Annotated in this window: 17 protein-coding genes; 13 read left to right on the top strand and 4 right to left on the bottom strand. The window is 71.7% G+C overall.

Annotation, left to right across the window (positions count from 1 at the left end):
- Positions 1-23 precede the first annotated feature (23 nt).
- Positions 24-1,274 (top strand): SAV2148 family HEPN domain-containing protein, encoded by a 1,251-nt coding sequence (locus tag AB0411_RS03140; RefSeq protein WP_366415435.1) that lies wholly within the window; start codon positions 24-26, stop codon positions 1,272-1,274.
- A 106-nt stretch (positions 1,275-1,380) separates the two neighbouring features.
- Here the strand turns inward: AB0411_RS03140 and AB0411_RS03135 are convergent, their stop codons facing one another.
- Positions 1,381-2,184 carry an SDR family NAD(P)-dependent oxidoreductase gene (locus AB0411_RS03135; RefSeq protein ID WP_366415434.1) on the bottom strand — a complete coding sequence of 268 codons (804 nt, stop codon included), beginning with the start codon at positions 2,182-2,184 and terminating at the stop codon, positions 1,381-1,383.
- Positions 2,185-2,464: 280 nt separating this feature from the next.
- On the opposite strand from AB0411_RS03135, the gene AB0411_RS03130 reads away from it, so the two are divergent.
- Entirely contained in the window at positions 2,465-3,184 is a 720-nt protein-coding gene (locus tag AB0411_RS03130; protein WP_366415433.1) for an exonuclease domain-containing protein, read from the top strand.
- A gap of 116 nt (positions 3,185-3,300) precedes the next feature.
- Here AB0411_RS03130 and AB0411_RS03125 read toward each other — a convergent pair whose 3' ends face one another.
- Positions 3,301-4,191, bottom strand: coding sequence for an aminoglycoside phosphotransferase family protein (locus AB0411_RS03125; protein ID WP_366415432.1), 891 nt, complete (start codon positions 4,189-4,191; stop codon positions 3,301-3,303).
- Between the two features lie 312 nt (positions 4,192-4,503).
- Between AB0411_RS03125 and AB0411_RS03120 the strand changes: the two genes are divergently transcribed.
- From AB0411_RS03120 to AB0411_RS03090, 7 genes are all read left to right on the top strand, one after another.
- The gene (locus tag AB0411_RS03120; protein ID WP_437041261.1) at positions 4,504-5,439 is read left to right on the top strand and encodes a carbohydrate ABC transporter permease; all 936 of its coding nucleotides are present in this window, start codon (positions 4,504-4,506) and stop codon (positions 5,437-5,439) included.
- Positions 5,436-6,362, top strand: a complete 927-nt coding sequence (locus AB0411_RS03115; protein WP_366415431.1) for a carbohydrate ABC transporter permease — start codon at positions 5,436-5,438, stop codon at positions 6,360-6,362. Before AB0411_RS03120 ends, AB0411_RS03115 begins: the two co-directional genes overlap by 4 nt.
- Positions 6,362-7,690 (top strand): ABC transporter substrate-binding protein, encoded by a 1,329-nt coding sequence (locus AB0411_RS03110; protein ID WP_366415430.1) that lies wholly within the window; start codon positions 6,362-6,364, stop codon positions 7,688-7,690. The genes AB0411_RS03115 and AB0411_RS03110 overlap by 1 nt, the downstream gene beginning before the upstream one ends.
- 399 nt (positions 7,691-8,089) lie before the next feature.
- On the top strand, positions 8,090-9,289 hold the full coding sequence (locus AB0411_RS03105) for a S8 family peptidase (protein ID WP_366415429.1): 1,200 nt from the start codon (positions 8,090-8,092) through the stop codon (positions 9,287-9,289).
- A gap of 267 nt (positions 9,290-9,556) precedes the next feature.
- A complete protein-coding gene (locus AB0411_RS03100) occupies positions 9,557-10,423 on the top strand; it encodes a dienelactone hydrolase family protein (protein WP_366415428.1) in 867 nt (288 codons plus the stop codon).
- A 219-nt stretch (positions 10,424-10,642) separates the two neighbouring features.
- Positions 10,643-11,734 carry a glycosyltransferase family 2 protein gene (locus AB0411_RS03095; RefSeq protein WP_366415427.1) on the top strand — a complete coding sequence of 364 codons (1,092 nt, stop codon included), beginning with the start codon at positions 10,643-10,645 and terminating at the stop codon, positions 11,732-11,734.
- Between the two features lie 293 nt (positions 11,735-12,027).
- On the top strand, positions 12,028-13,017 hold the full coding sequence (locus tag AB0411_RS03090; protein WP_366415426.1) for an MsnO8 family LLM class oxidoreductase: 990 nt from the start codon (positions 12,028-12,030) through the stop codon (positions 13,015-13,017).
- 47 nt (positions 13,018-13,064) lie between these two features.
- On the opposite strand, the gene AB0411_RS03085 is transcribed toward AB0411_RS03090, so the two are convergent.
- Positions 13,065-14,324 (bottom strand): DegT/DnrJ/EryC1/StrS family aminotransferase, encoded by a 1,260-nt coding sequence (locus tag AB0411_RS03085; protein ID WP_366415425.1) that lies wholly within the window; start codon positions 14,322-14,324, stop codon positions 13,065-13,067.
- A gap of 690 nt (positions 14,325-15,014) precedes the next feature.
- On the bottom strand, positions 15,015-16,046 hold the full coding sequence (locus AB0411_RS03080; RefSeq protein ID WP_366415424.1) for a LacI family DNA-binding transcriptional regulator: 1,032 nt from the start codon (positions 16,044-16,046) through the stop codon (positions 15,015-15,017).
- Between the two features lie 147 nt (positions 16,047-16,193).
- Between AB0411_RS03080 and AB0411_RS03075 the strand changes: the two genes are divergently transcribed.
- The 4 genes from AB0411_RS03075 to AB0411_RS03060 all read left to right on the top strand — a co-directional run bounded on the left by AB0411_RS03075 (position 16,194) and on the right by AB0411_RS03060 (position 21,154).
- Positions 16,194-17,519: an extracellular solute-binding protein gene (locus AB0411_RS03075; RefSeq protein WP_366415423.1), complete on the top strand. Its 1,326-nt coding sequence runs from the start codon at positions 16,194-16,196 to the stop codon at positions 17,517-17,519.
- A 5-nt stretch (positions 17,520-17,524) separates the two neighbouring features.
- Positions 17,525-18,508: a carbohydrate ABC transporter permease gene (locus tag AB0411_RS03070; RefSeq protein ID WP_366415633.1), complete on the top strand. Its 984-nt coding sequence runs from the start codon at positions 17,525-17,527 to the stop codon at positions 18,506-18,508.
- Complete coding sequence (locus tag AB0411_RS03065; protein ID WP_366415422.1) at positions 18,505-19,353, top strand: carbohydrate ABC transporter permease; 849 nt, start codon at positions 18,505-18,507, stop codon at positions 19,351-19,353. Before AB0411_RS03070 ends, AB0411_RS03065 begins: the two co-directional genes overlap by 4 nt.
- 130 nt (positions 19,354-19,483) lie before the next feature.
- Positions 19,484-21,154: a glycoside hydrolase family 13 protein gene (locus AB0411_RS03060; RefSeq protein WP_366415421.1), complete on the top strand. Its 1,671-nt coding sequence runs from the start codon at positions 19,484-19,486 to the stop codon at positions 21,152-21,154.
- Positions 21,155-21,158 lie beyond the last annotated feature (4 nt).

Genomic DNA, 21,158 nt, shown 5'->3' with positions numbered 1-21,158 from the left:
GGGGGTTCGGAAGGCGGTGGCAGGTGAGCGGCGGGCTGGAGTTGCCCCCTGGTGACGAGAGTCATGAGGGCCATGAGGGCGGCTCCGTCGACGCACCGCCCGGCGCGGTGTCCCTGGCACGCCCGCTGGAGATCGGGGCGGAGCTGGACTGGGGCGCCGACGCCTGGAGCGAGGTGCGCACCCGGGCCCGGCGGGCCGGACGCGCCTATATCTGGCTGAATCTCGTCGAGCAACGGCTGCGGGCCGTCGTCGCGGCCGTCCTGCGGCCCATCTACGAGCCGGTGCACGGCGACGAATGGGTCATCGCCGCGGCCGGACCCGCCGGACAGGAGTGGGTCCAGCGCGCGGTCGCCGTCCGCGAGGTCAGCCGCCGCAAGGGCTACCTCCTCGACCCCGCCGACGACAACATCGTCAGCTTTCTGACGCTGCCGCAACTCCGCGAACTGATGGTCCAGCACTGGCCCTGCTTCGAGCCGTACTTCGACGACCGCCGCGAGGTCGAGCTGGCCCTCGACGAACTCGAGGTCGCCCGCAACATCGTCTCCCGCAACCGGGCCCTGTCCGAGACGGTCCTCGCCCAGGCCGAGCGCGCCTCCGCCCGCCTCCTGGACCTCCTCGGCTCCGGCGTCGGCACCCGTATCTCCGGTCGGCTGCCCATTGACGCGGTGGAGGACCTCGTCGGCGACCGCTACGCCGACGTCATCGGGGTGCACTCCGACCGGGTGCGGCTGCAACGCCAGCTCCCCGCCGAGGACCTCTTCGGCAACGCCCGCCGGCTCGACGCCGTGGGAATCGGACTCAATCTCCTGGTCCAGAACTACTCGGGCCGCCGCCTGGTCCGGCTCGCCGAATCCGGCTGCCGCGTCCGCCTGCTCTTCCTCAACCCGGCCAGCAGCGCGGTCCGCCGCAGGGAGCGCGAAATCGGCCTGAAGAAGGGCGAGATGAGCCGCTCCATCGAGATGAACATCCTCCATATGCGGCGGGTGCGCGCCCGGCTGCGCGACCCCGGGGCCTTCGAGATCCAGGTCTTCGACGAGACCCCCCGCTTCACCGCCTACCTCGTCGACGGCGACGGCCCCGACGGCGTGGCCGTCGTCCAGCCCTACCTCCGCAAGAGCCGCGGCATGGAGTCGCCCGTCCTCGTCCTGCGCGGCGGCGGCAGGGAGGTCGTCCGCCAGGACGCCAGGGACGCCCGCGACGGCGACCACGGTCTCTTCGAGACCTACCGGGAGGAATTCGAGAGCATGTGGGCGGACTCGCGGCCGGTTTCCTGAGCGGCGGGGGCGCCTCCGGGGCGGAGCGGCACCGGGTGGCGCGGAAGCGGCTCGGCAAGGCGGCACCGGGGGCGCCGGCCCGGGGGCCGCTCACGGAGGGTGTCGCTCACGGAGTCCCCGTGATCCCGCCGTCGACCCGGAGCTCGATCCCGTTGACGTAGTCGGCGAGGGGGCTCGCAAGGTAGGTGACCGCGGCGGCGATGTCCTCCGGGCGTCCCAGCCGTCCGCTCGGGTTGGGGGCGTACTCGGCGACGATCTTCGCTTCGTCCGGTCCGTCAGCGGCGCCCGCCCCGGAGCCCTCGTCCGCGCCCGCCCGTTCCTCGAACATCCGGGCCATGGAGGGGGTGACGATCACTCCCGGGCTCACACAGTTCGCGGTGACGCCGGTCCCGGCGAGGTGCCGGGCCAGGCTGGTGGTCATGTTCACCACGGCGGCCTTGGCGGCGGAGTACGCCGCCATGTTGGGCAGGGGTGTCCGTACCGCCCGGCTGCCGATGGTGATCACCCGGCCCCAGCCGTGCGCACGCAGCGACGGCAGGAGTGTCTGACTGACCCGCACCGTCGGCAGCACGTTTCCCTCGAAGGCGGCCCGCCAGTCGGCCGGCCCCGAGCTCTCCCAGTCCTGCTCGGCGAACGGGCCCGCGTTGTTGACGAGGATGCGGGCCCCGAAGTCGCGTGCGGTGAGGGCGACCTGCTCGGCGACGCCCGGTTCCGTCAGATCGCCGAGCACCACTTCGGCCCGTACGCCCCGGGCCGCGACCTGTTCGGCGACGACCGTCGCGGCCCCGGCGTCCCGCCCGTGGACGAGGACGTCGCAGCCCTCGTCCGCCAGCATGTGGGCGATCGTCGCCCCGATTCCCGAACTGCTGCCCGTCACCAGGGCGCCCTGTCCTGCCAGCCGTAGGTCCATGGCGGTCAGCCTAGGGGTGTCCTTCCGGTATCCGTGGGCCCGTGACGCTTTCCCCGGCCGACGCCGGGAGGAGCCGGGTGGGCGGCCGCACCCCACGGCGGCGGCCGCCCGGGGCCGCCCGTCGCGCCGGGCGGCCGGTCGGTTGTCAGTGGTGCGTGCGAGAGTGGGCGGGCAACGGGGGAAGTACCACCGAAGGAGGCCGTATGAGCGAGCGTAGCGAGGGAACTGTGGAAGGGTGCGCGCCGAGCGCGTGCGCGACCGGACGCGGTGAGGTTTCGGCATGAGCTGGCATCAGGAGCTGCTGGTCGGCTTCGATCTGGAGACCACGGGCACCGACGTCGAGCAGGACCGCATCGTCACCGCCGCGCTGATCCGGCTGGAGGGGGACGGCCACACGGCCGCGCAGCAGACCTGGCTGCTCGATCCCGGGGTGCCGATCCCTGAGGAAGCCGCGGCCATTCACGGCATTTCGACCGCATATGTCCGAGAGCACGGCAGCCCGCCGGCGACCGCCATAGAGGAGATCACCGAAGCGCTGGCCGATGCCCTGCGCGCGGACATCCCGCTGGTGGTGATGAACGCCCGCTACGACCTCTCCCTCCTGGACCGCGAGTGCCGGCGCCACGGCCTGCGGACGCTGACCGAACGCCTCGGCCACGCGCCCGCCCCGGTCATCGACCCCCTCGTCCTGGACAAGCACGTGGACCGCTACCGCAAGGGGAAGCGCGCACTGCAGGCGCTCTGCGGCCACTACGGCGTCCCGTTGGACGGCGCGCACGAGGCGGGTGCCGACGCGGCGGCCGCGGCCGGGGTCGCCCGGCGCATCGGGGAGACGTTCCCGGCCGTCGCGCTCCCGTCGCCCCGCGCGCTGCACGCCCTCCAGGAGCAGGCGGCCGCCGAACAGGCCGCCTCGTTCCAGGCGTATTTGCGGCGCTCCGGCGACCCGCAGGCGATAGTCGAGCCGGCCTGGCCCCTGATCCCGTACCAGGCCGGAGTCTGACCGAGCGGCAGGTGCCGTCCCGGCCGTGACGTGCGACGGGCTCGGCGGACTCCCTCAGGACGGAGCCGCTCGCCCGGCTCGGGGCGCCCGTTGGCCCCCGGCTCCGGTCGCCCGGCTCAGAAGGGGTACCACCGCACCGTCGCGTCCTTCTCGCGCAGCGAGGCGATCCGGCGGCGGAACTCCTTGAGCGCTGCCGGGTTTCCGGGCGCGTGCTGGGACACCCAGGCGCAGCTCGCCGTCTCCCGCGACCCCCGCAGGACGGCGCAGCCCTCCCAGTCCCGTACGTCCCAGCCGTAGACGGACACAAAGGTGTCGTACGCGTCCGGGGACAGGCCGTAGCGGTCCCGGCTGAGCGCCATCACGACCAGGTCGTGCTCCCGCAGGTCGAAGGAGAAGGTCTCCAGGTCGACCAGCACCGGTCCGTCGGGCCCGACATGCACGTTGCGGGTCAGCGCATCGCCATGGATGGGACCACGGGGCAGATGCGGTTCCAGGGCCGTGGCGGCCGCCGCGAACGCGTCCCGCCGCCCGCGCAGATACTCCGCGTCCGGCGCCGAGACGGCATCGCCGGCCAGCCGCAGCCAGCGCTCGACGCCACCGAGCAGTTCGCGCCGGGGCAGCGCGAACGGCGGCTCCGGCAGGGCGTGGACCAGCTTCAGCAGGGCGGCCAGATCGTCCGGTCCGGCCGGCCGGACGGCCTCCGGCAGCCGGTGCCAGTAGGTGACGGGGTGCCCGTCGACCAGGGTGGCGACGGTCTCCGCGGCCCGTACGGCCGGCACCCCCTCGGCCGCCAGCCACTGCGCCACCCGCAGCTCCCGCTCGGCCCGCGCCAGGAGTTCGGCGCTGCGGCCCACCCGTACGACCGGCCCGTTGCCGCCGAGGGCGAAGACGGCGTTCTCGCCGAGCGAGAGCAGCGCGGCGTCGGCTGCCGCCTCGGGGCGCCCGGCCGCGGCCAGTACGTCCCGGGCGCGCGCTTCCGTGAAGGCGGCGGGGCTCGGTTCGGTCATCGGGGCCTCCTGCGGTGCGTGAACGCGACCAGTGTCGCAGGTCGCCCGGGCCGCCCCGGAAGACCTCCCGGATGGGGAGATCCTTCGAGGAAACCGGCCGGGACCTTGACGGATGTGGCCGCCGTCACGACGATGACGGCGGCCGGGAGCGGCTCGCCACGGCCGGTAGCAGCGGGCCTGGCCGGCAACAGCCGGGCGCACGACCGGGCTCGGCCGACGGGGGAGAGGGGAAGCGATGGCAGCAGCGCCGACCGCGGGGCCACCCGACGGCGGACCGGCCGGGCCGTGCTCCGCGGAGTCCCTGCCGTGAGCCTGGCGACCGTGCCCCGGCGGTCCGGGCCGGCGGCCGCGGACCCCGCCGCCCGCACCCGGCGCGATCACGGCGCCTGGTTCCTCGTGCTGCCCGCACTGATCCCGATCCTGCTGCTGAGCGTCGGACCGCTGCTCTACGGCATCGGGCTGGCGTTCACCGACGCCCAGTCGGGCCGCACCCAGGCCACCCGCGCCGTGGGGCTGCTGAACTTCTCCGACCTGTTCCACGACACCCTGTTCTGGGACTCCTTCCGGATCGGACTGGTCTGGGCCTTCGGGGTCACCGTCCCGCAGTTCTTCCTCGCCCTCGGCCTGGCCCTGCTGCTCCACCTCCCGCTGCGGCTGCGCTGGTTGGCCAGGGCGCTGGCGATCGTCCCGTGGGCGATGCCGGAGGTCGTCGTCGGCATCATGTGGCGGCTGGTCTACCACCCGGACGCCGGCATCCTGAACGAGACGCTGCGCGGCCTCGGTCTGTCCGGCGCCGCCGACGGCCCGGACTGGCTGAGCGGCCTGGCCACCGCCCTGCCCGCGGTCATCGTCGTCGGCATCTGGGCCGGGATGCCACAGACCACCGTGACCCTCCTGGCCGGCCTGCAACATGTGCCGCGCGAACTCCACGAGGCCGCGGCCATGGACGGCGCGGGCGCCTGGCGCCGCTTCCGCACCGTCACCTGGCCCGCCCTCAGGCCCATCGCCCTCTCCGTCACCGCGCTCAATTTCATCTGGAACTTCAATTCGTTCGCCCTGGTCTTCGTGCTGACCGACGGCGGCCCGGGCGGCCGCACCCGGCTGCCGATGCTCTTCGCCTACGAAGAGGCCTTCCGCTACGGGCAGTTCGGCTACGCCGCCACGATGGGCCTGGCGATGGTGGCGGTGATCTCGGTCCTGCTGGCGCTCTACCTGGCCGGCCGGCTGAAGGGGGACGACGACCGGTGAGCGGCAGCGAGAGCAGCGGCACGGGGAACGCCCCCACCGCCCGACGGCACACGGCCCCCACCCGCCCCCGCCGACGGGGTGCCGCCCCCTATGCCCGGCGCACCGCCACCCGCGCCGGCCAGTACACCGCGCTCCTCGCCTATCTCGTCTTCCTCGCCTTCCCGTTCCTCTGGCTGCTCTCCACCGCCTTCAAGCCACCCCGGGAACTCGGCAGCCTCCACCCCACGTGGATACCCGAGGCGCCCACCCTGGAGAACTTCCGGCAGGCCTTCGCCCAACAGCCCCTGCCGGCGGCCGCGGCCAACAGCCTGCTGGCCGCGGCGGTCTCCGCGCTCATCGCGATCGTGCTGGCGACCCCGATGGCGTACGTCCTGGCCCGCTACCGCACCCGGCTCTCGCGGGCGGCCACCGGCTGGGTCGTGATCAGCCAGGCCTTCCCGCTGGTGTTGGTGATCATCCCGCTCTTCCTGATCCTCAAGGGGCTCCATCTGGTGGACTCCCGGATCGGTTTGATCCTGGTCTATGTCGTCTGGTCGCTGCCGTTCGCCCTGTGGATGCTGACCGGCTATGTCCGGGCCGTACCACCCGAGTTGGAGGAGGCCGCGGCCGTGGACGGCGCGGGCCGGCTCCGGACGCTCGTCTCGGTCACCGCACCGCTGCTCGCCCCGGGAATCGTCGCCACCGCACTGTTCGCCTTCATCACCGCCTGGAACGAGTTCTTCTTCGCCCTGGTCCTGCTCAAGTCGCCCGGAAAGCAGACCCTGCCGGTGGTGCTGACCCACTTCCTCGGCACGGAGGGCGTCGCCGACCTCGGCCCGCTCGCCGCCGCCGCGCTCCTCGCCACCCTCCCGAGCCTGCTCCTCTTCGCCGTCATCCAGCGGCGGATCACGGGCGGGATGCTCGCCGGGGCGGTGAAGAACTGATGGGCCACGACCACACCCCCGCGCCCCCGGCCCGTTTCACCCGGCGGGGCCTGCTCGCGGCCACCGCCGCACTGCCCGCGGCCGCCCTGCTGCCGGGCTGTTCCGGCGACCGGCGGCGGCGCACGTCCGGCGGCCGGATCACCCTGCGCTTCCAGTCGCTGGCCTGGCAGCAGGACTCCCTCAAGGCCAACAAGCAACTGGTCGCCGAATGGAACAGACAGCACCCCGAGATCCAGGTGCAGTACGTCCAGGGAGCCTGGCCCACCGTCCACGACCAGCTGCTGACCTCCTTCGAGGGCGGCGAGGCACCGGACATCATCCACGACGCCACCGACGACCTCGCGGACTTCGCCTACGGCGGGGACCTCGCCGACCTCACCGCCCTCCTGCCCCCGCGCCTGCGACGCGACATCCCGCAGCGGAGCTGGGAGACCGCCACGTTCGACGGCCGGATCCACGGCGTCCCGTTCCTCCAGGAACCGCGGGTGCTGATCGCCAACCGCGCGAAACTGCACCGGTCCGGGGTGCGCCTCCCCACCCCCGAGGACCCCTGGACCTGGGAGGAGTTCGCCCAGGCGGCGCAGCGGCTGACCCGCGGCACCGACCACGGCGTCGCCTGGCCGCTGAAGGAACCCGTCTCGGCCACCCTCAACCTCGCCCTGTCCACGGGCGGCCGGATGTTCCACCGTCACCCCGACGGCACGGTGGAGGTCCGCTTCGACGCCGTCGACCAGGTGGTGCCGCGCACCATCCATGACCAGGTGAACGTCGACCGCAGCGCCTCCCGTACGACCCTGGGCATGGGCGGCTCCGACACCCTCCCGGGCTTCTTCGCCGGGCGCTGTGCGATGGTGCCGCTCGGCTTCTCCTACCGTCAGCAGATCGTCCAGCAGGCGCCCAAGGGCTTCGACTGGACGGTGCTGCCCGCCCCCAAGGGCAGCGCCCTGGACCAGGGGGTGAGCCCGCAGACCCTGTCGATCGCGGAGGACTGCCCGCACAAGGAAGCGGCGATGGCTTTCATCGACTTCTTCCTCCGGCCGCCGAACATGGTCCGGCTCGCCCTGGGGGACTGGCTGTTGCCCACGGGCCGGGAGGCGCTCAGGCATCCGGCGCTCCGGGCCGCCCGCTACGACTGGGCAACCGGTACCGCGCTCGCGAGCACTCTGCGCTCCGCCCCCGCCCAGTCCGTCCGCGGCTATCCGGAGTGGAAGGACAAGGTCGCCACTCCCGGTCTGCAGGAGTACTACAGCGGGGCCATCGACCTGAACGCCCTGAAGAAGCGGCTCGTCGGGGACGGCAATCTGGTCCTGGCCCGCTATCAGCGCTGAGCGGTCCCGGTGCGGTCCCCGGCAGGCGTGCCGCTCAACTGCCCCTGAAACAGAGGGAAATGAAGGCGCCGGCCTGGCACGGAGCGCTCGTGCGGCATGCCGCGTCCGACCGTGTCGGTCCGCCGGGCCCGAGGCCTTCGCCATCTCGGCGAAACCCTCTATTGCGCCTGTGTAAACGGAGTTGAGTCGCTCCGGTTCAACTCCTCGTTCCCTTTGACCACTTCTGAAACATTTCTCGGCTCAGGGGCCCTTGTTGGCTATCTCACACGCTCCGACGAGCCTTGAATTGAACTCACCAATCAGACAGGGTTTCGAACCAGTCCGACGCAGATCTTCCGGTCTGTTCGGGCTATTGCGCAACGCTTTCCCCCCACACCACGAACGAGGAGAATCCTCGCAATGGCTCACAAGCGTTCCAGCAAGAAGCGGCTCGTCACGGCGATATCCGCCGCGGTAGCCGCCACTGGTATCGCCGCCGTCACCGCGGTCACCGCGGGTGCGTCGCCCGCCGCCGAAGGCAAGATCTACGGAGCCGAGGCCAAGGGTGCCGTGAACGGCAGCTACATCGTCATGCTGAAGAAGTCGGTCCGCACCGCCGAGAGCGGTGATCTGGCGTCCAAGTACGGCGGCCAGGTCAAGCGGCAGTACTCCTCCGCCATCGACGGCTTCTCGGCATCCGGCCTGAGTGAGGAAGAGGCCAAGCAGCTCGCCGCCGACCCGTCCGTCGACAAGGTCGTGCAGAACAAGAAGTTCCACATCGACGCCAGCCAGGCCAACCCGCCGTCGTGGGGCCTGGACCGCATCGACCAGACGGACACCAAGGGCGACAAGAAGTACAAGTACCCCGAGGCCGCGGGTGAGGGCGTCACCGCGTACGTCATCGACACCGGCATCCACATCAGCCACAAGGACTTCGGCGGTCGCGCGTCGTACGGCTTCAACGCCATCGACAAGAGCGACAAGGCCGAGGACGACAACGGCCATGGCACGCACGTCGCCGGCACCATCGCCGGCACCGAGCACGGTGTCGCCAAGAAGGCCAAGGTCGTGGCCGTCAAGGTCCTCGACGGCGAGGGCTCCGGCACCACCGAGCAGGTCGTCGCGGGCATCGACTGGGTCACCAAGAACCACAAGGGCCCCTCGGTCGCCAACATGTCGCTCGGCGGCGGCGTGGACGAGGCGCTGGACTCGGCCGTGAAGAAGGCCATCGACGCCGGTGTCACCTTCGGTGTCGCGGCGGGCAACGAGTCCTCCGACGCGGGCCAGAGCTCGCCGGCGCGCGTGAAGGAGGCCATCACCGTGGCCTCCAGCACCAAGGGCGACCAGCAGTCCGACTTCTCCAACTTCGGCAGCGCGGTCGACCTCTACGCTCCGGGCTCCGACATCACCTCGGACTGGAACGACGGCGCCACCAAGACCATCTCCGGTACGTCCATGGCCACCCCGCACGTCGTGGGTGCCGCCGCGGTCTACCTGGCGGGTCACAAGGACGCCAAGCCCGCGGACGTGGAGAAGGCCCTGACGGCCGGCGCCACGCCCGACAAGATCAGCAACCCGAGCGAGGGCACGCCCAACAAGCTGCTGAAGGTCGTCGAGTAACCACCTCGCCTCCTCAGCACCACACGCCGGCCGCCGCGCTCGCCCCCACGGGGCGCGGCGGCCGGCGCCGTTGCGGTGAGGGGCGGGGATGGTGGGGGGCTGGTTTCGCGCGGGGATGCGAGTGCCTCAACTGCCTCTGGATAGGGTCACGTTGACGTGTGTGAGCCGGGTCGCTTCGGGGTGCAACGGCATCCGACCCCGCCCGCGCCCGCTCAATGAACGACCCCACCAGTGAACAACCCCAACCGACCCGAACGGTGGCAGTCCATGGCAGATCACGACCTGACCGGATTCGACCGCAGCACCTTCACCCACGACGGCGCCACCCGCCGGGTCCTGCGGCGCGGTACGGGGCCCGCGGTGATCGTGATGGCGGAAATCCCCGGCATCACGCCCAAGGTGCTGGCCTTCGCGGAACGCGTGGCCGCCATCGGCTGTACGGCCGTGCTCCCGGTGCTCTTCGGCACGCCCGGCCGCGACGCCGACCCCGCGTCCGCCGGCCGGCTGAAGGCCGGGCTCTACACGGCCTCGTCGATGTGGAAGGTGTGCGTGAGCCGGGAATTCACCGTGCTGGCCACCGGAAAGACGTCCCCCGTGGTGACCTGGCTGCGGGCCCTGGCCGCGTACGAGCACGAGCGCTGCGGCGGTCCCGGCGTCGGTGCCGTCGGGATGTGCCTCACCGGCGGCTTCGCCCTGGCCATGGCGGCCGATGAGCGCCTGGTCGCCCCGGTCCTGTCCCAGCCGTCCCTGCCGCTGCCCGTCACCAGGAGCCGGGCCGCACGCATCGACATCTCCGCCGAAGACCTCGCCGCCGTCCGGGGGCGTTGCGAGCGCGAGGGCCTTGGGGTCATGGGCCTGCGGTTCCGTTCGGACCGGTTGGTGCCGGACGACCGGTTCGCCTACCTGCGCCGCCAACTCGGTGCCGCGTTCACCGCCGTCGAACTGGACGACGACGCCGCGAACCCCGACGCCGTGCTGCCGCCGCACTCCGTGCTGACCGAGCACCTCATCGACGAACCCGGCCAGCCGACCCGTGCCGCACTGGACGAGGTGCTCGACCTCTTCCGCACCCGCCTGCTCGACCAGCACCACGGCACACCGCGGCAGACACCGGCCACTCCGGAAGGCGCGTAGGCCGATCCTCCCTCTTCCCGCAACTCGGCAACTCCTCTTTCCGCTCCGCCGAGTTATCCACAGGAGGTCTCCTCCGGAACCGCTCGGGGCCGGGTCTCGCTACCGTCGGTGACATGCACGGAGGACTGCCGTTCATCGGCATCAGCACCATGGTCTACGGCGTGATCGGACTGTTCACGGTCGTAGTCGGCGCGATCCGCAAGACAGGGGGAGATCGAGTTGCACACCATCACCGTCATCGTGCCCGCTCACAACGAGGAGGAGGGGCTGCCGGCCACACTGGAGTCGCTCGCCGGGCAAACGGTCCGGCCTGACCGGATCCTGGTCGTGGACGACGCCTCCACGGACCGTACGGGAGAGGTGGCGGCCTCACACGGAGTCACCGTGCTGCGCCCGCCGGCCAATCTCGGCAGCAAGGCCAAGGCGCAGAACTACGCCCTTCCGCAGTGCACCACCGACCTCGTCCTGGCCGTCGACGCGGACACCGTCCTCGCCCCGGACTACCTCGAGACCGTCCTGCCCGTCTTCGACGACCCCGAGGTCTCGGTCGCGGCAGGCACGGTCCGCACCCGCCATACCCGCACCATCTGGGAGCGCGGACGCTCCACCGAGTATCTCTTCGGCTTCCATTGGCACCGCCCCATCCAGGCCCGGGCCAACAGCCCCATGGTGTGCTCGGGTTGCTGCTCCGTCTTCCGGCGCGACGATCTGATGGCCTTCGGCGGATTTCCCGAACGGACCATCGTCGAGGACATGGACTACACCTGGTCCCAGCAGATCGCGGGCAGACGCGCGGTCTACGTCTCCGATGCCGTGGCCCTCGCCGCCGATCCGGAAGACCTCACCTACCTGCGCAAACAGGTCTGGCGCTGGATGGCCGGCTTCTGCCAGAACGTCCGGCTGCACCTCGGACGGCTGGTCGTCCGCAAACCCCTGCTGGCGGTCTGGGTGCTCCTCGCCCTCCTGGAGATCCTCACCGCACCGCTCTGGTGGGCGACACCCTTCGTGGTCGCCGCGACGGTCCACCAGCCACTCCCACTCGCCTTAGCCTGGTGGGCAGGAGCCGAACTGCTGCTGACGATCCCCCCGCTCCTCTACGCCGCCCACCGCCGCAAACTCCCGGTCCTGGGCGTGCTGGGCAACATTCCGTGCGTCTACGCGACCAAAGCCGTCAACCTCGTCTACGCCTGGAAGGCCCTCATCGTGGAACTCCTGCTGGTTCCGCTGCGGCTGTCGCGCGGGCTCACGGTCTACGAAAAGGGACGGGCCGATTACCGTCCGGAGCGGACAACTCCCGTAGGGGCGGCGTGAGAAGCGGAAAGAGGTAAGACGCGCGACGGGGTGCGGGCAGGCGCGACCGCACTCCTATAGCGCCTCCATGGCCTGGCGGTTCGGGTGCCGGGGAACCGGGCGCGGGGAAAGCCGGATGCGCATGCCGTGCATCGATAGGGAGATGCCGAATCCGCATCCGGCCCACCACCTCACTCCACTTGCCCCCATCCGAACTCGCCTGCCATTCCAACTCCTCCCCACCAAGGGAACTTCGTGGTCATGAACAGGAATAACAGGGCCCTTCTCGAACATTCGATCCCTATGCTGACGACATGATCGAAGTACCTCTCTCAGCGCTGGAAGTCGCGATGGTTCAGGCGGGTACCCGAGCCGTGGAGACCCTGCGCGACACCACCGCCTTCGCGCAGGGGCTGGAACGGCTGGGCTACCACCGGATCTGGTACGCCGAGCATCACCACTCGCCCGCCATCGGCGCGTTCCCACCGGTCGTGCTGACCGCGCACGCCGCCGCTTCGACCTCGGCCATCCGTCTCGGTTCGGGCGGTGTACTGGCCCCCAACCACGCGCCCCTCACCCTCGCGGAGCAGTTCGGGACGCTGGCGGCCTTGCACGAGGACCGGATCGATCTGGGGATCGGCCGCGGTCCCGGCACGTTCGACGAAGCCACCGCCCGTGCGCTGCGCCGCGGAGCCGGGCCCACGACGGATGCGGAGTACCACGGCGACGTGGCCGCGATCCTGTCCTTTCTGGTCGACGAAGTGGCCCTCGGCCCGTTGCCGGAGCCGTGGCTGTTGGTCTCCAGCACGGCAGGTGCCGCGCTCGCCGCTGAGCTCGGCCTGCCCATCGCCGTCGCGCACCACATCCGGCCGGACAACACCCGTGCGGTGCTGGAGCGTTACCGGGCCGGGTTCACCCCGTCCCGTTGGTGCGAGCGACCTCGGGTGCTGGTGTGCGTGGAGGCGGTGTGCGCCGAGACGGAAGAGGAGGCCGCGTGGCGCGTCGGGGCGATGGACGTCGTCAAGGCCGGGCTCCTCAAGGGCCTGAGCGAGATCCCGTTCCCCACGCCCGCGGACGCGGCGGCCCATGTCTTCACGGCCGAGGAGCGACGGGCACTGGCCGGCTTCCGTGCGCAGCAAGCCGTCGGTACGCCGGAGACCGTCGTCCACCGGCTCGCGCAACTGGCGGTCGAGACCGGGGCGGACGAACTGATGCTGACCACACCCGTCTACGACCTCCGCGACCGCCTTCGCTCCTACGAACTCATCAAGAAGCACGTGGAGGCCACGACGACCGCAACCTAGGAACCGTGCAGGGAGGATTGGCCATGGCCGGACCCCCGCCTGCCTCCCTAGTACCGACCGCAGGCCGTCATCGGCAGCGCCGCCGGCGTCGGTGGTCCGCCGTTCAGTTCGGCCAGCGATGCGTCCAGGGCCTCGACGAGGTAGTCCTCCTGAGGGGATGTCAGGAGCGGGTGGCAGGGGAGGTTGAGGTGCTGGTCGAACCAGCTGCGTTCGGCGGCCGGGCACTCGCCGCGCAGATGCCCCCGGTGGCGCCACTGGGGCAGCAGATGCTGGGGGAAGTAGCGCAGTTGGATCTCCACGCCTCTGCGGTCCAGGGCCAGGACGAGCCGGTCGCGCAGTTCCTGCCGGTCGGCGAAGCAGGTGTAGAGGTGGTAGGCGTGCTCGCTGTGCGGGGGTGCCGACTGGGGTGTGATGAAGGGGTAGCGGGCGAGCACCTCGTCGAGCCGTGCGGCGAGGGCGCGGCGGCGGCCGACGGCGGCCCTCAGCCCGGTGAGCTGGGCCTGTCCGAGGGCGGCCACCGCGTCCGGCATCGTCGCGTCGCTGCCGGGCCGTCGTGGGGAGCCGCGGTGCAGGGGTTCGGTGTGCGCGGTCCACGGCAGCAGACCCGGCCGCGCCGCCCCGGCCGGCGGGGTGCGCACGATCCGGGTGTCCCGGTCGGCGGTGCGCAGGAGACGGAGGCGCTCGGCCCAGTCGTCCCGGTCGCAGGTGATCACGCCGCCCTCGCCGGTCAGGGCGCCGTTCTTGGCGTTGCGGAGGCTGAAGGCGGCGAGGTCGGCCAGCGACCCGGGACTCCGTCCGCGGTAGCGGGCGCCCAGCGCATGTGCGCAGTCCTCCAGCACGACGACGCCGTGGCGCCGCGCCAGCGCCATGATGGTGTCCATCTCGGCCGGGCAGCCGCCGTAGTGGACCAGCAGCAGGGCCCTGGTGCGAGGAGTGATCAGCGCTTCGAGCGCGGCCGGGTCGATGTTCAGGGTCGCCGGGTCGATGTCGCAGAACCGGACGCGTACATCGTGGTCGCACAGCGGCTGGACGGTGGCCCGGTGGGTCTGCGGGGTGGCGATCACCTCGTCGCCGGGGGCCAGGCCGAGCAGGCGGACCGCGAGGCGGAGGGCGATCGTGCCGCTGGTCACCGAGATCGCGTGGCGGCTGCCGACGGTGTCGGCGAAGGAGCGCTCGAACGCCTCGCGCCGACTGCCCGCAGGCAACGGGACGGTGTCGCGGGCCAGTTCGGTCAGTACGGCCGCCTCGGCACCGGCCGAGATGCTGCCCCGCTTCCCCCAGGGCACGACATAACTCCTGTCCAGCATCAGTTCCCCCAGATCGTCTCCGGCCGCACCGGCGGGCGTGCGGTCCCCATGACATCCGAAGGAAGGGCGCTGTTGAAGAGTCAGGGGTGGTCAGCAAGGTCAGTTAGGTCAGCTTCCCGGTCCGGGGTCGTCTGTCCGGGCTGAGCGGGTGCCGGGTGGGTAGGGGGCGGGCCCGCGCCCGGCGCCGGGTCCGGGGTGGGTGAACGGGCTCGGACCCGCGGCCGGCAGCCTGGCTCGGGCCCGCATCCGGTCCTGCTCCGGTCCTGCTCCGGTCCGGTGCATGGAGCCGGTTCGTGTCCGGTGAACGGCCCGGGGGCAGTAGCCGGCCCGCGCCCCGCACCGGCTCTGCGCCCGGACCAGGCACCAGGGGTCCGCATTCGGCTCCGGGGCTCGCATTCAGCTCCGGGGCTCGCACTCGGCTCCGGGGCCCGCATTCAGCTCCGGGGGCCCGCACTCGGCTCCGGGGCTCGCCCCGGGCTCGGGGCCTCCGCGCCCGTACACGGGGCCGCGGGTCCGCGGCAGTTCCGGTGCCGACACTGGGTCCGGCCTCGTAGTTCCTCGTCGCCCTCCCTGCCGGCTCACACGTCAGCCGGCAGCGCGTAGCCCTACCCCCCGTCCGTCAACATCCGGGAACCACTCGGCACGGCCAACTCCGTGCGGGCACAGCCGAGGCGGGGAGGCGAGGTTGCCCTACCCCCTGCCCGGCGGCGGCCCCGTGCTGCCGCGGGGGACGAGTTCGGTCGGCAGCACGATGTGGCGTTCGTGGGCGCCGTCGGAGTCGTCGATGACGGCGCGGGTGAGGCGGACGGCGGCGCGGCCGATTTCCACGGCGGGCTGGGCCAGTGTCGTCAGGCCCATGACCGCGGCCATGACATGGTCGTCGAAGCCCATCACCGAAACCCGGCCCGGTACCGGGACGTTGGCCTCGCGCAGGGCTGCGAGCAGGCGGAAGGCCATGTCGTCGGTCTCGGTGAACAGGGCGGTCGGCGGGTCCGGGAGGCTCAGCAGCCGGCCCACGGCCGGGGCCATGCCGCCGCCCTTCCAGTCCGGCACGCTCATGACGAGCGACTCGTCGTGCTCCAGCCCGGCTTCGGCCAGGGCCCGCAGGTGCCCGGTGAGGCGGTTCTTGCTGCTCCAGGCGAAGCCCGTGGTGTCGGAGGTCTGGAGGAAGGCTATCCGCCGGTGCCCGAGGTTGATCAGATGGCGGGTGCCGCGCAGGGCGGCGTCCTCGTCGTCCACGTAGACGCTGGGCCGGCCCGGGGCGTGCTGGCTGACGAAGACCAGGGGCATGCCGAGGTGGTCCAGCCGGGCGCGTTCGGCGGGGGAGAGGGAGAAGCTGACCACGAGCAGGGCGTCGGCGTTGCGGCGGGCCGGCAACCGGTCGAAGAAGTCGGCCCGTTCGTGCACATCGGTCACGCTGTAGACCAGCAGCTCAAGGCCCGCCTCGCGCAACGCGGGGGCCATGCCGGACAGCGCCGAACTCAGGAACCACGAGGCCAGGTCCGGCATCAGGACGGCGACTCTGCCGGTGCGGCCGGTGACGAGGCTGGAGGCGCTGCGGGTGATCGCGAAGGAGAGTTCGCGGGCTGCGGCTTCCACTCGGGCGCGCGTCGTGTCCGAAACCGTCGGCAGTCCGCGCAAGGTGCGCGAAACGGTGGACACCGAAACCCCCGCCCGCTGGGCCACGTCGGCCATCGTGGCCTCGCTCTGCGCTGAGGACATGCGGGGACGCTAGCACAAAAGGGCGATGACAGCGTTGCCAGGGAATTCCCTCGAAATCTCTCGTTCACGAGCCGTTGACCTGACGACAAGGCCACTTCTAGCCTGCAAGCGCTGTCATCGATGACAGCCAAGACGTGAGGAGCACTCATGGCCTTGAGCCGCAGAACCCTGCTCGCCGGCGCTCTCGCCGCCGGAGCCGGGCTCACCAGCGGTTGCGCGGGCAAGCCCTTGGACACCCTGCTGACCCAGGCCGCCCAGGTCCCGCGTACCCCGGCCACTCTCACCTGGTGGGTGTCCGAAATCCCCGCCCGGAACGGCCCCGTGGTGGCGGACCTGATCATCCGCGCCTTCCAGCGCCGCCATCCGCACATCCATGTCCGAAAATCGAACGCCCTGAGCGCCACCGACGCCAACCGCGCCGCGGTCACCACCCAGCTCGCGGGCGCCTCACCGACCCCCGATGTCTATCTCGGCGACACCACCTGGCCCGCCCAGTTCGGCAGCAACTCCCTGGCGCTGCCGTTGCAGACGCTGCTGCCCAAGGACTTCTGGACGTCCTACCCGGCGGCCCTGCGGCGGGTCAGCGAATACCGCGGCGCCGTGTACGCGCTGCCCTTCTACACCGACAGCGCCTTCCTCTTCTATCGCAAGGACCTGCTGGCCAAGCACGGCCGGCCGGTGCCCCGCACCTGGGAGGAGCTGCTGCGGACCGCGCGCACCATCCAGCGGGCCGGCGACGCCGCGTACGGATTCCTCTGGCAGGGGTCCGTATCGGAGTCGCTGACCTGCAACGTCGCCGAGTTCCTGGCCGACGCCCAGGCCCCCGTGCTGGACGGCGCGGGGCGGGTGGCGCTCGACGGGGCGGGCGCGGAGCGGGCCTTCGCGCTGATGCGGGAGTTCACCGAGACCGGGGTGACGCCCTCGACGGTCGCCACCTATGTGGAGGCGGACTCGCAGGACGCCTTCACCGGCGGCCGCGGCGTCTTTCTGCGGAACTGGTCCTACGCCTGGGGCAATGCGGCCGACCGCTCGGCCTCCAAGGTGGCGGGCCGGGTCGGCGTCGCGCCGCGCCCCGGGTTCGAGGGTGCCGGTCCGCGCGGGGTGAGCTGCGCCGGGGGCTGGAGCAACTTCGTCAACCCCAACTCGCGCCACCTCGGGGCCGCGGTTGCTTTTGCCCGGTTCTGTGCCGGTGAGGAGGCGCAGATGATCCTGCTGAAGCACGCCGGGGTGATCCCGGCGATGGAAGAGGTGCTGACCCGGCCGGAGGCCCGGGCGGTGGGCGATCCGACGCTCACCCGGGTCCGCGAACTGCATCTGGTCGCCCGGCCGGTGCAGACCCCGTACTACCCCCAGGTCAGCAAGGCGCTCTACACCCGGGCCAACGCCGTGATCGGCGGCCGGGCAACGCCCGCCCAGGCGCTGCGTGCCGCCCGCGCCGACATCCGGACCGCGCTGGAAGGCAGAGCGCTGTGAACGCCATGACATCCTCCGCCCCCGCATCGCGCCGCCCCGCCGCGGAGCAGGCCGGTCCGCCTCCGGCGCAGGCGCCGCGCGGCGACGGTCCCGGCCGGGTGAGCAGGCGCCGCCGGGCGCGCACCGGCTGGCTCTTCGCCTCCCCGGCGCTGCTGACCATCGCCGCCGTGACCGTCTTCCCGGTGCTCTTCTCGGTGCTGCTGAGCTTCGCCGATGTCCGTCTGGAGTACGGCGGATTCCGCATCCTGTCCCTGACCGGCGACCACTACGCCGCCGTGCTGAGCAGCCCGGAGTGGCGCCAGGCGCTCTTCTTCACCTTCGGGTTCACCGTCGTCACCGTCCTGCTGGAACTGGTGCTGGGCACCGCGGCCGCCCTCGTCCTGGAACGGCTGGGGGCCGCCCGCGGCTGGGTGCTGGCGGTCCTGCTGCTGCCCTGGGCCCTGATCAATGTCGTCGCCGCCCAGCTGTGGGGGTATCTCTTCAACGGCACCTACGGCGGGCTGACCTGGCTCTTCGAGCAGTTCCTCGGCCATCAGCCGGACATCCTCGGGCAGCCCGCCTCCGCCATGGGCGCCATGGTGGTGGTCGACGTCTGGAAGACCACACCCTTTGTCGCGATTGTCGTCCTCGCCGGGCTGATGCTGATTCCCGGCGACGTCTACGAGGCGGCAGAGATCGACGGCGCTGGCACCTGGACGACGTTCTGGAAGGTGACCCTGCCGCAACTGCGTCCGATCATGGCCATCGCCGTCCTCTTCCGCATCCTGCAGGCCTTCGGCATCTTCGACCTGCCCTTCGTCCTGACCCAGGGCGGTCCGGGCACCGCCACCGAGTCGCTGGCGATCCTCGGGTACAAGACGCTCTTCCAGAACCTCGCCATCGGCCGTGGCGCGGCGGTGGCGACCACCACCGCCGTCATCGTGATCAGTTGCTGTCTGCTCTTCCTGCGGGTCTTCAGGACGCAGGCCGACGAAGGAGGGCGGGCATGAGCCGCAGTGCCCCGGCGTCCGGCATCCGCCGGTACGTCAACGCCGTCAACCTGGGCGGTCTGGCGATCGTCGTGCTGTCGGCACTGCCGCTGTACTGGATGATCGCGTCGTCCTTCAAGGGACCGGGCGAGATCAGCGCCGCCCCGCCGACCCTGGTGCCGAAGGCCGCGACGCTCGGCAACTACGCCGAGGCGTTCGTCCGCAACGGCATCGGCCGCTATCTGCTCAACAGCGTGCTGGTGGCGTCGGTTTCCACGGTCGTCGTGCTGGGGCTGTCCTTCTTCGCGGGGTACGCCCTGGGCCGCACCCCGCTGCGGGGGCGCGGCGCCATCATGACCGCGCTGCTGATGCTGTCCGTCTTCCCGCCGATCGCGCTGGTCGTCCCGCTCTTCCTGCTGGAGCGGCAGTTGGGGCTGCTCAACAGCTACGCGGGCCTGATCGTGCCCTATGTCGCGCTCAACCTCCCGTTCGCCATCTGGATCATGCGCAACTACCTGGCCGGCGTCCCCCGCGAGCTGGAGGAGGCCGCCACCGTGGACGGCGCGGGACCGCTGCGCACCGTCCTGACCGTCATCGCCCCCCTGGCCCGGCCGGGGCTGTTCACCGCGGGCATCTTCACCTTCACCGCGACCTGGTCGGAGTTCCTGCTCGCGCTGACCTTCAACAGCGAGGACGGGCACCGCACCGTCCCCGTCGGCATCGCCCTGTTCACCAGCCAGTACACGGTCCCCTACGGGACGCTCTTCGCGGGGGCCGTGGCGGCCACCCTGCCCATCGGCATCCTCGTCATGATCTTCCGCCGCTCGATCGTCTCGGGCATGACCTCCGGGGCGGTGAAGGGATGAGACCGGCACCCCGAAGGCCCGCCGGCCCAGCCGCACCCGACCGCACCCGGCGCCGCACCGCGCCGTATTCCTCCCCCAGCTAGCGCTGGGAGGTGCCCATGCGACCGCTCCCGTACCGAAAGGCCCTTCCGTGACCGCACAGCACCTCGGCACCGACCGCAACACCACCGACTGGTGGCGGCAGGCCGTCGTCTACCAGGTGTATCCGCGCAGCTTCGCCGACGCCGACGGCGACGGCATCGGCGACCTGCCCGGCGTGACCTCCCGGCTGCCCTACCTCGCCGACCTCGGTGTGGACGCCCTCTGGCTGAGCCCCTTCTACCCCTCGCAACTGGCCGACGGCGGCTACGACGTCGACGACTACCGCGATGTCGACCCGCGTCTGGGCACCCTCGACGACTTCGACGCCATGGTGGCCGAGGCGCACCGCCTGGGCCTCAAGGTGATGGTGGACATCGTCCCCAACCACTCCTCCGACCAGCACGTCTGGTTCCAGGAGGCGCTGCGCGCCGAGCCCGGATCCGCCGCGCGCGAGCGCTATGTCTTCCGCGAGGGCAAGGGCGAGCACGGCGAACTGCCGCCCACCGACTGGGTCTCCTGCTTCGGCGGCCCCGCCTGGACCCGGTTGCCCGACGGCTGGTGGTACCTCCACCTCTTCGCCCCCGAGCAGCCCGACTTCAACTGGGACAACCCCGAGGTCCGCGCCGACTTCCGGCACACCCTGCGCTTCTGGTCCGACCGCGGCGTCGACGGCTTCCGCGTCGATGTGGCCCACGGCCTGGCCAAGGACCTGGCCGCGCCGCTCCGCGACATCGGCACCGTCGAGGGCTACACGCCCGGCGACCTGCCCGAGGACGGCAGCCACCCCTTCTGGGACCGCGACGAGGTGCACGACATCTTCCGCGACTGGCGCAAGGTCTTCAACGAGTACGACCCGCCGCGGGTCGCCGTCGCCGAGGCCTGGGTGCGCGCCTCGCGCCGCACCGCGTACGCCACCCCGCAGGAACTCGGCCAGGCCTTCAACTTCGACTTCCTCAAGACCTCGCTGCACGCCGGGGAGCTGCGCGCCGCCATCGACACCGCACTCGCCGACGCACGGGCGGCCGGGGCGACCGCGACCTGGGTGCTCTCCAACCACGATGTGATCCGGCACGCCTCGCGGTACGGCCTGCCGGACGGCCGCGACGAGGAGGCCTGGCTGCTGTCCGACGGGCAGGAGCCCGTCCTGGACCGGGAGTTCGGGCTGCGCCGGGCGCTGGCCGCGACCCTGCTGATGCTGGCGCTGCCCGGCTCCGGCTACGTCTACCAGGGCGAGGAACTGGGGCTGCCCGAGGTCGCCGAGCTCTCCCGGGACAGCCTCCAGGACCCGGTGTGGACCCGTAGCGGAGGACGGCTCAAGGGCCGGGACGGCTGCCGGGTGCCGCTGCCGTGGCGCCGCGAGGGCAGTTCGTACGGCTTCGGCAGCGGGGGCTCCTGGCTGCCGCAGCCGGCGGGCTGGGGCGAACTGTCCGTCGAGGCACAGCAGGGCGTGGCGTCGTCCCCCCTGGAGCTGTACCGCGCGGCGCTGGCCACCCGCCGCCGGCTGCTGGCCGACGAGGCGCTGGAGTGGGCCGACGACGCGCCGACCGCCGCCCCGGACGTGCTCCACTTCCGCCGCTCGGGCGGCTGGGAGTGCGTGACCAACCTGTCCGGCGAGCCCCGGCCGCTGCCCCCCGGCGAGGTGCTGCTGGCCTCCTCCCCGGTCACCGGCGACGAGCTGCCGGCCTGGACGACGGTCTGGCTGCGCGCCCCGCAGCCCTGACCCG

This window comes from Streptomyces angustmyceticus, assembly GCF_040701845.1.
GTDB classification, from domain to species: domain Bacteria; phylum Actinomycetota; class Actinomycetes; order Streptomycetales; family Streptomycetaceae; genus Streptomyces; species Streptomyces angustmyceticus_A.
This window is presented reverse-complemented; position numbering and strand designations above follow the sequence as displayed.

Excerpts from the sequence above, each read along its gene's own strand:
- AB0411_RS03085 (WP_366415425.1), bottom strand. The coding sequence starts at position 14,324 with ATGCTGGACAGGAGTTATGTCGTGCCCTGGGGGAAGCGGGGCAGCATC.
- AB0411_RS03070 (WP_366415633.1), top strand. The coding sequence starts at position 17,525 with ATGACATCCTCCGCCCCCGCATCGCGCCGCCCCGCCGCGGAGCAGGCC.
- AB0411_RS03125 (WP_366415432.1), bottom strand. The coding sequence starts at position 4,191 with ATGACCGAACCGAGCCCCGCCGCCTTCACGGAAGCGCGCGCCCGGGAC.
- AB0411_RS03065 (WP_366415422.1), top strand. The coding sequence starts at position 18,505 with ATGAGCCGCAGTGCCCCGGCGTCCGGCATCCGCCGGTACGTCAACGCC.
- AB0411_RS03130 (WP_366415433.1), top strand. The coding sequence starts at position 2,465 with ATGAGCTGGCATCAGGAGCTGCTGGTCGGCTTCGATCTGGAGACCACG.
- AB0411_RS03100 (WP_366415428.1), top strand. The coding sequence starts at position 9,557 with ATGGCAGATCACGACCTGACCGGATTCGACCGCAGCACCTTCACCCAC.
- AB0411_RS03080 (WP_366415424.1), bottom strand. The coding sequence starts at position 16,046 with ATGTCCTCAGCGCAGAGCGAGGCCACGATGGCCGACGTGGCCCAGCGG.
- AB0411_RS03110 (WP_366415430.1), top strand. The coding sequence starts at position 6,362 with ATGGGCCACGACCACACCCCCGCGCCCCCGGCCCGTTTCACCCGGCGG.
- AB0411_RS03090 (WP_366415426.1), top strand. The coding sequence starts at position 12,028 with ATGATCGAAGTACCTCTCTCAGCGCTGGAAGTCGCGATGGTTCAGGCG.
- AB0411_RS03075 (WP_366415423.1), top strand. The coding sequence starts at position 16,194 with ATGGCCTTGAGCCGCAGAACCCTGCTCGCCGGCGCTCTCGCCGCCGGA.
- AB0411_RS03135 (WP_366415434.1), bottom strand. The coding sequence starts at position 2,184 with ATGGACCTACGGCTGGCAGGACAGGGCGCCCTGGTGACGGGCAGCAGT.
- AB0411_RS03105 (WP_366415429.1), top strand. The coding sequence starts at position 8,090 with ATGGCTCACAAGCGTTCCAGCAAGAAGCGGCTCGTCACGGCGATATCC.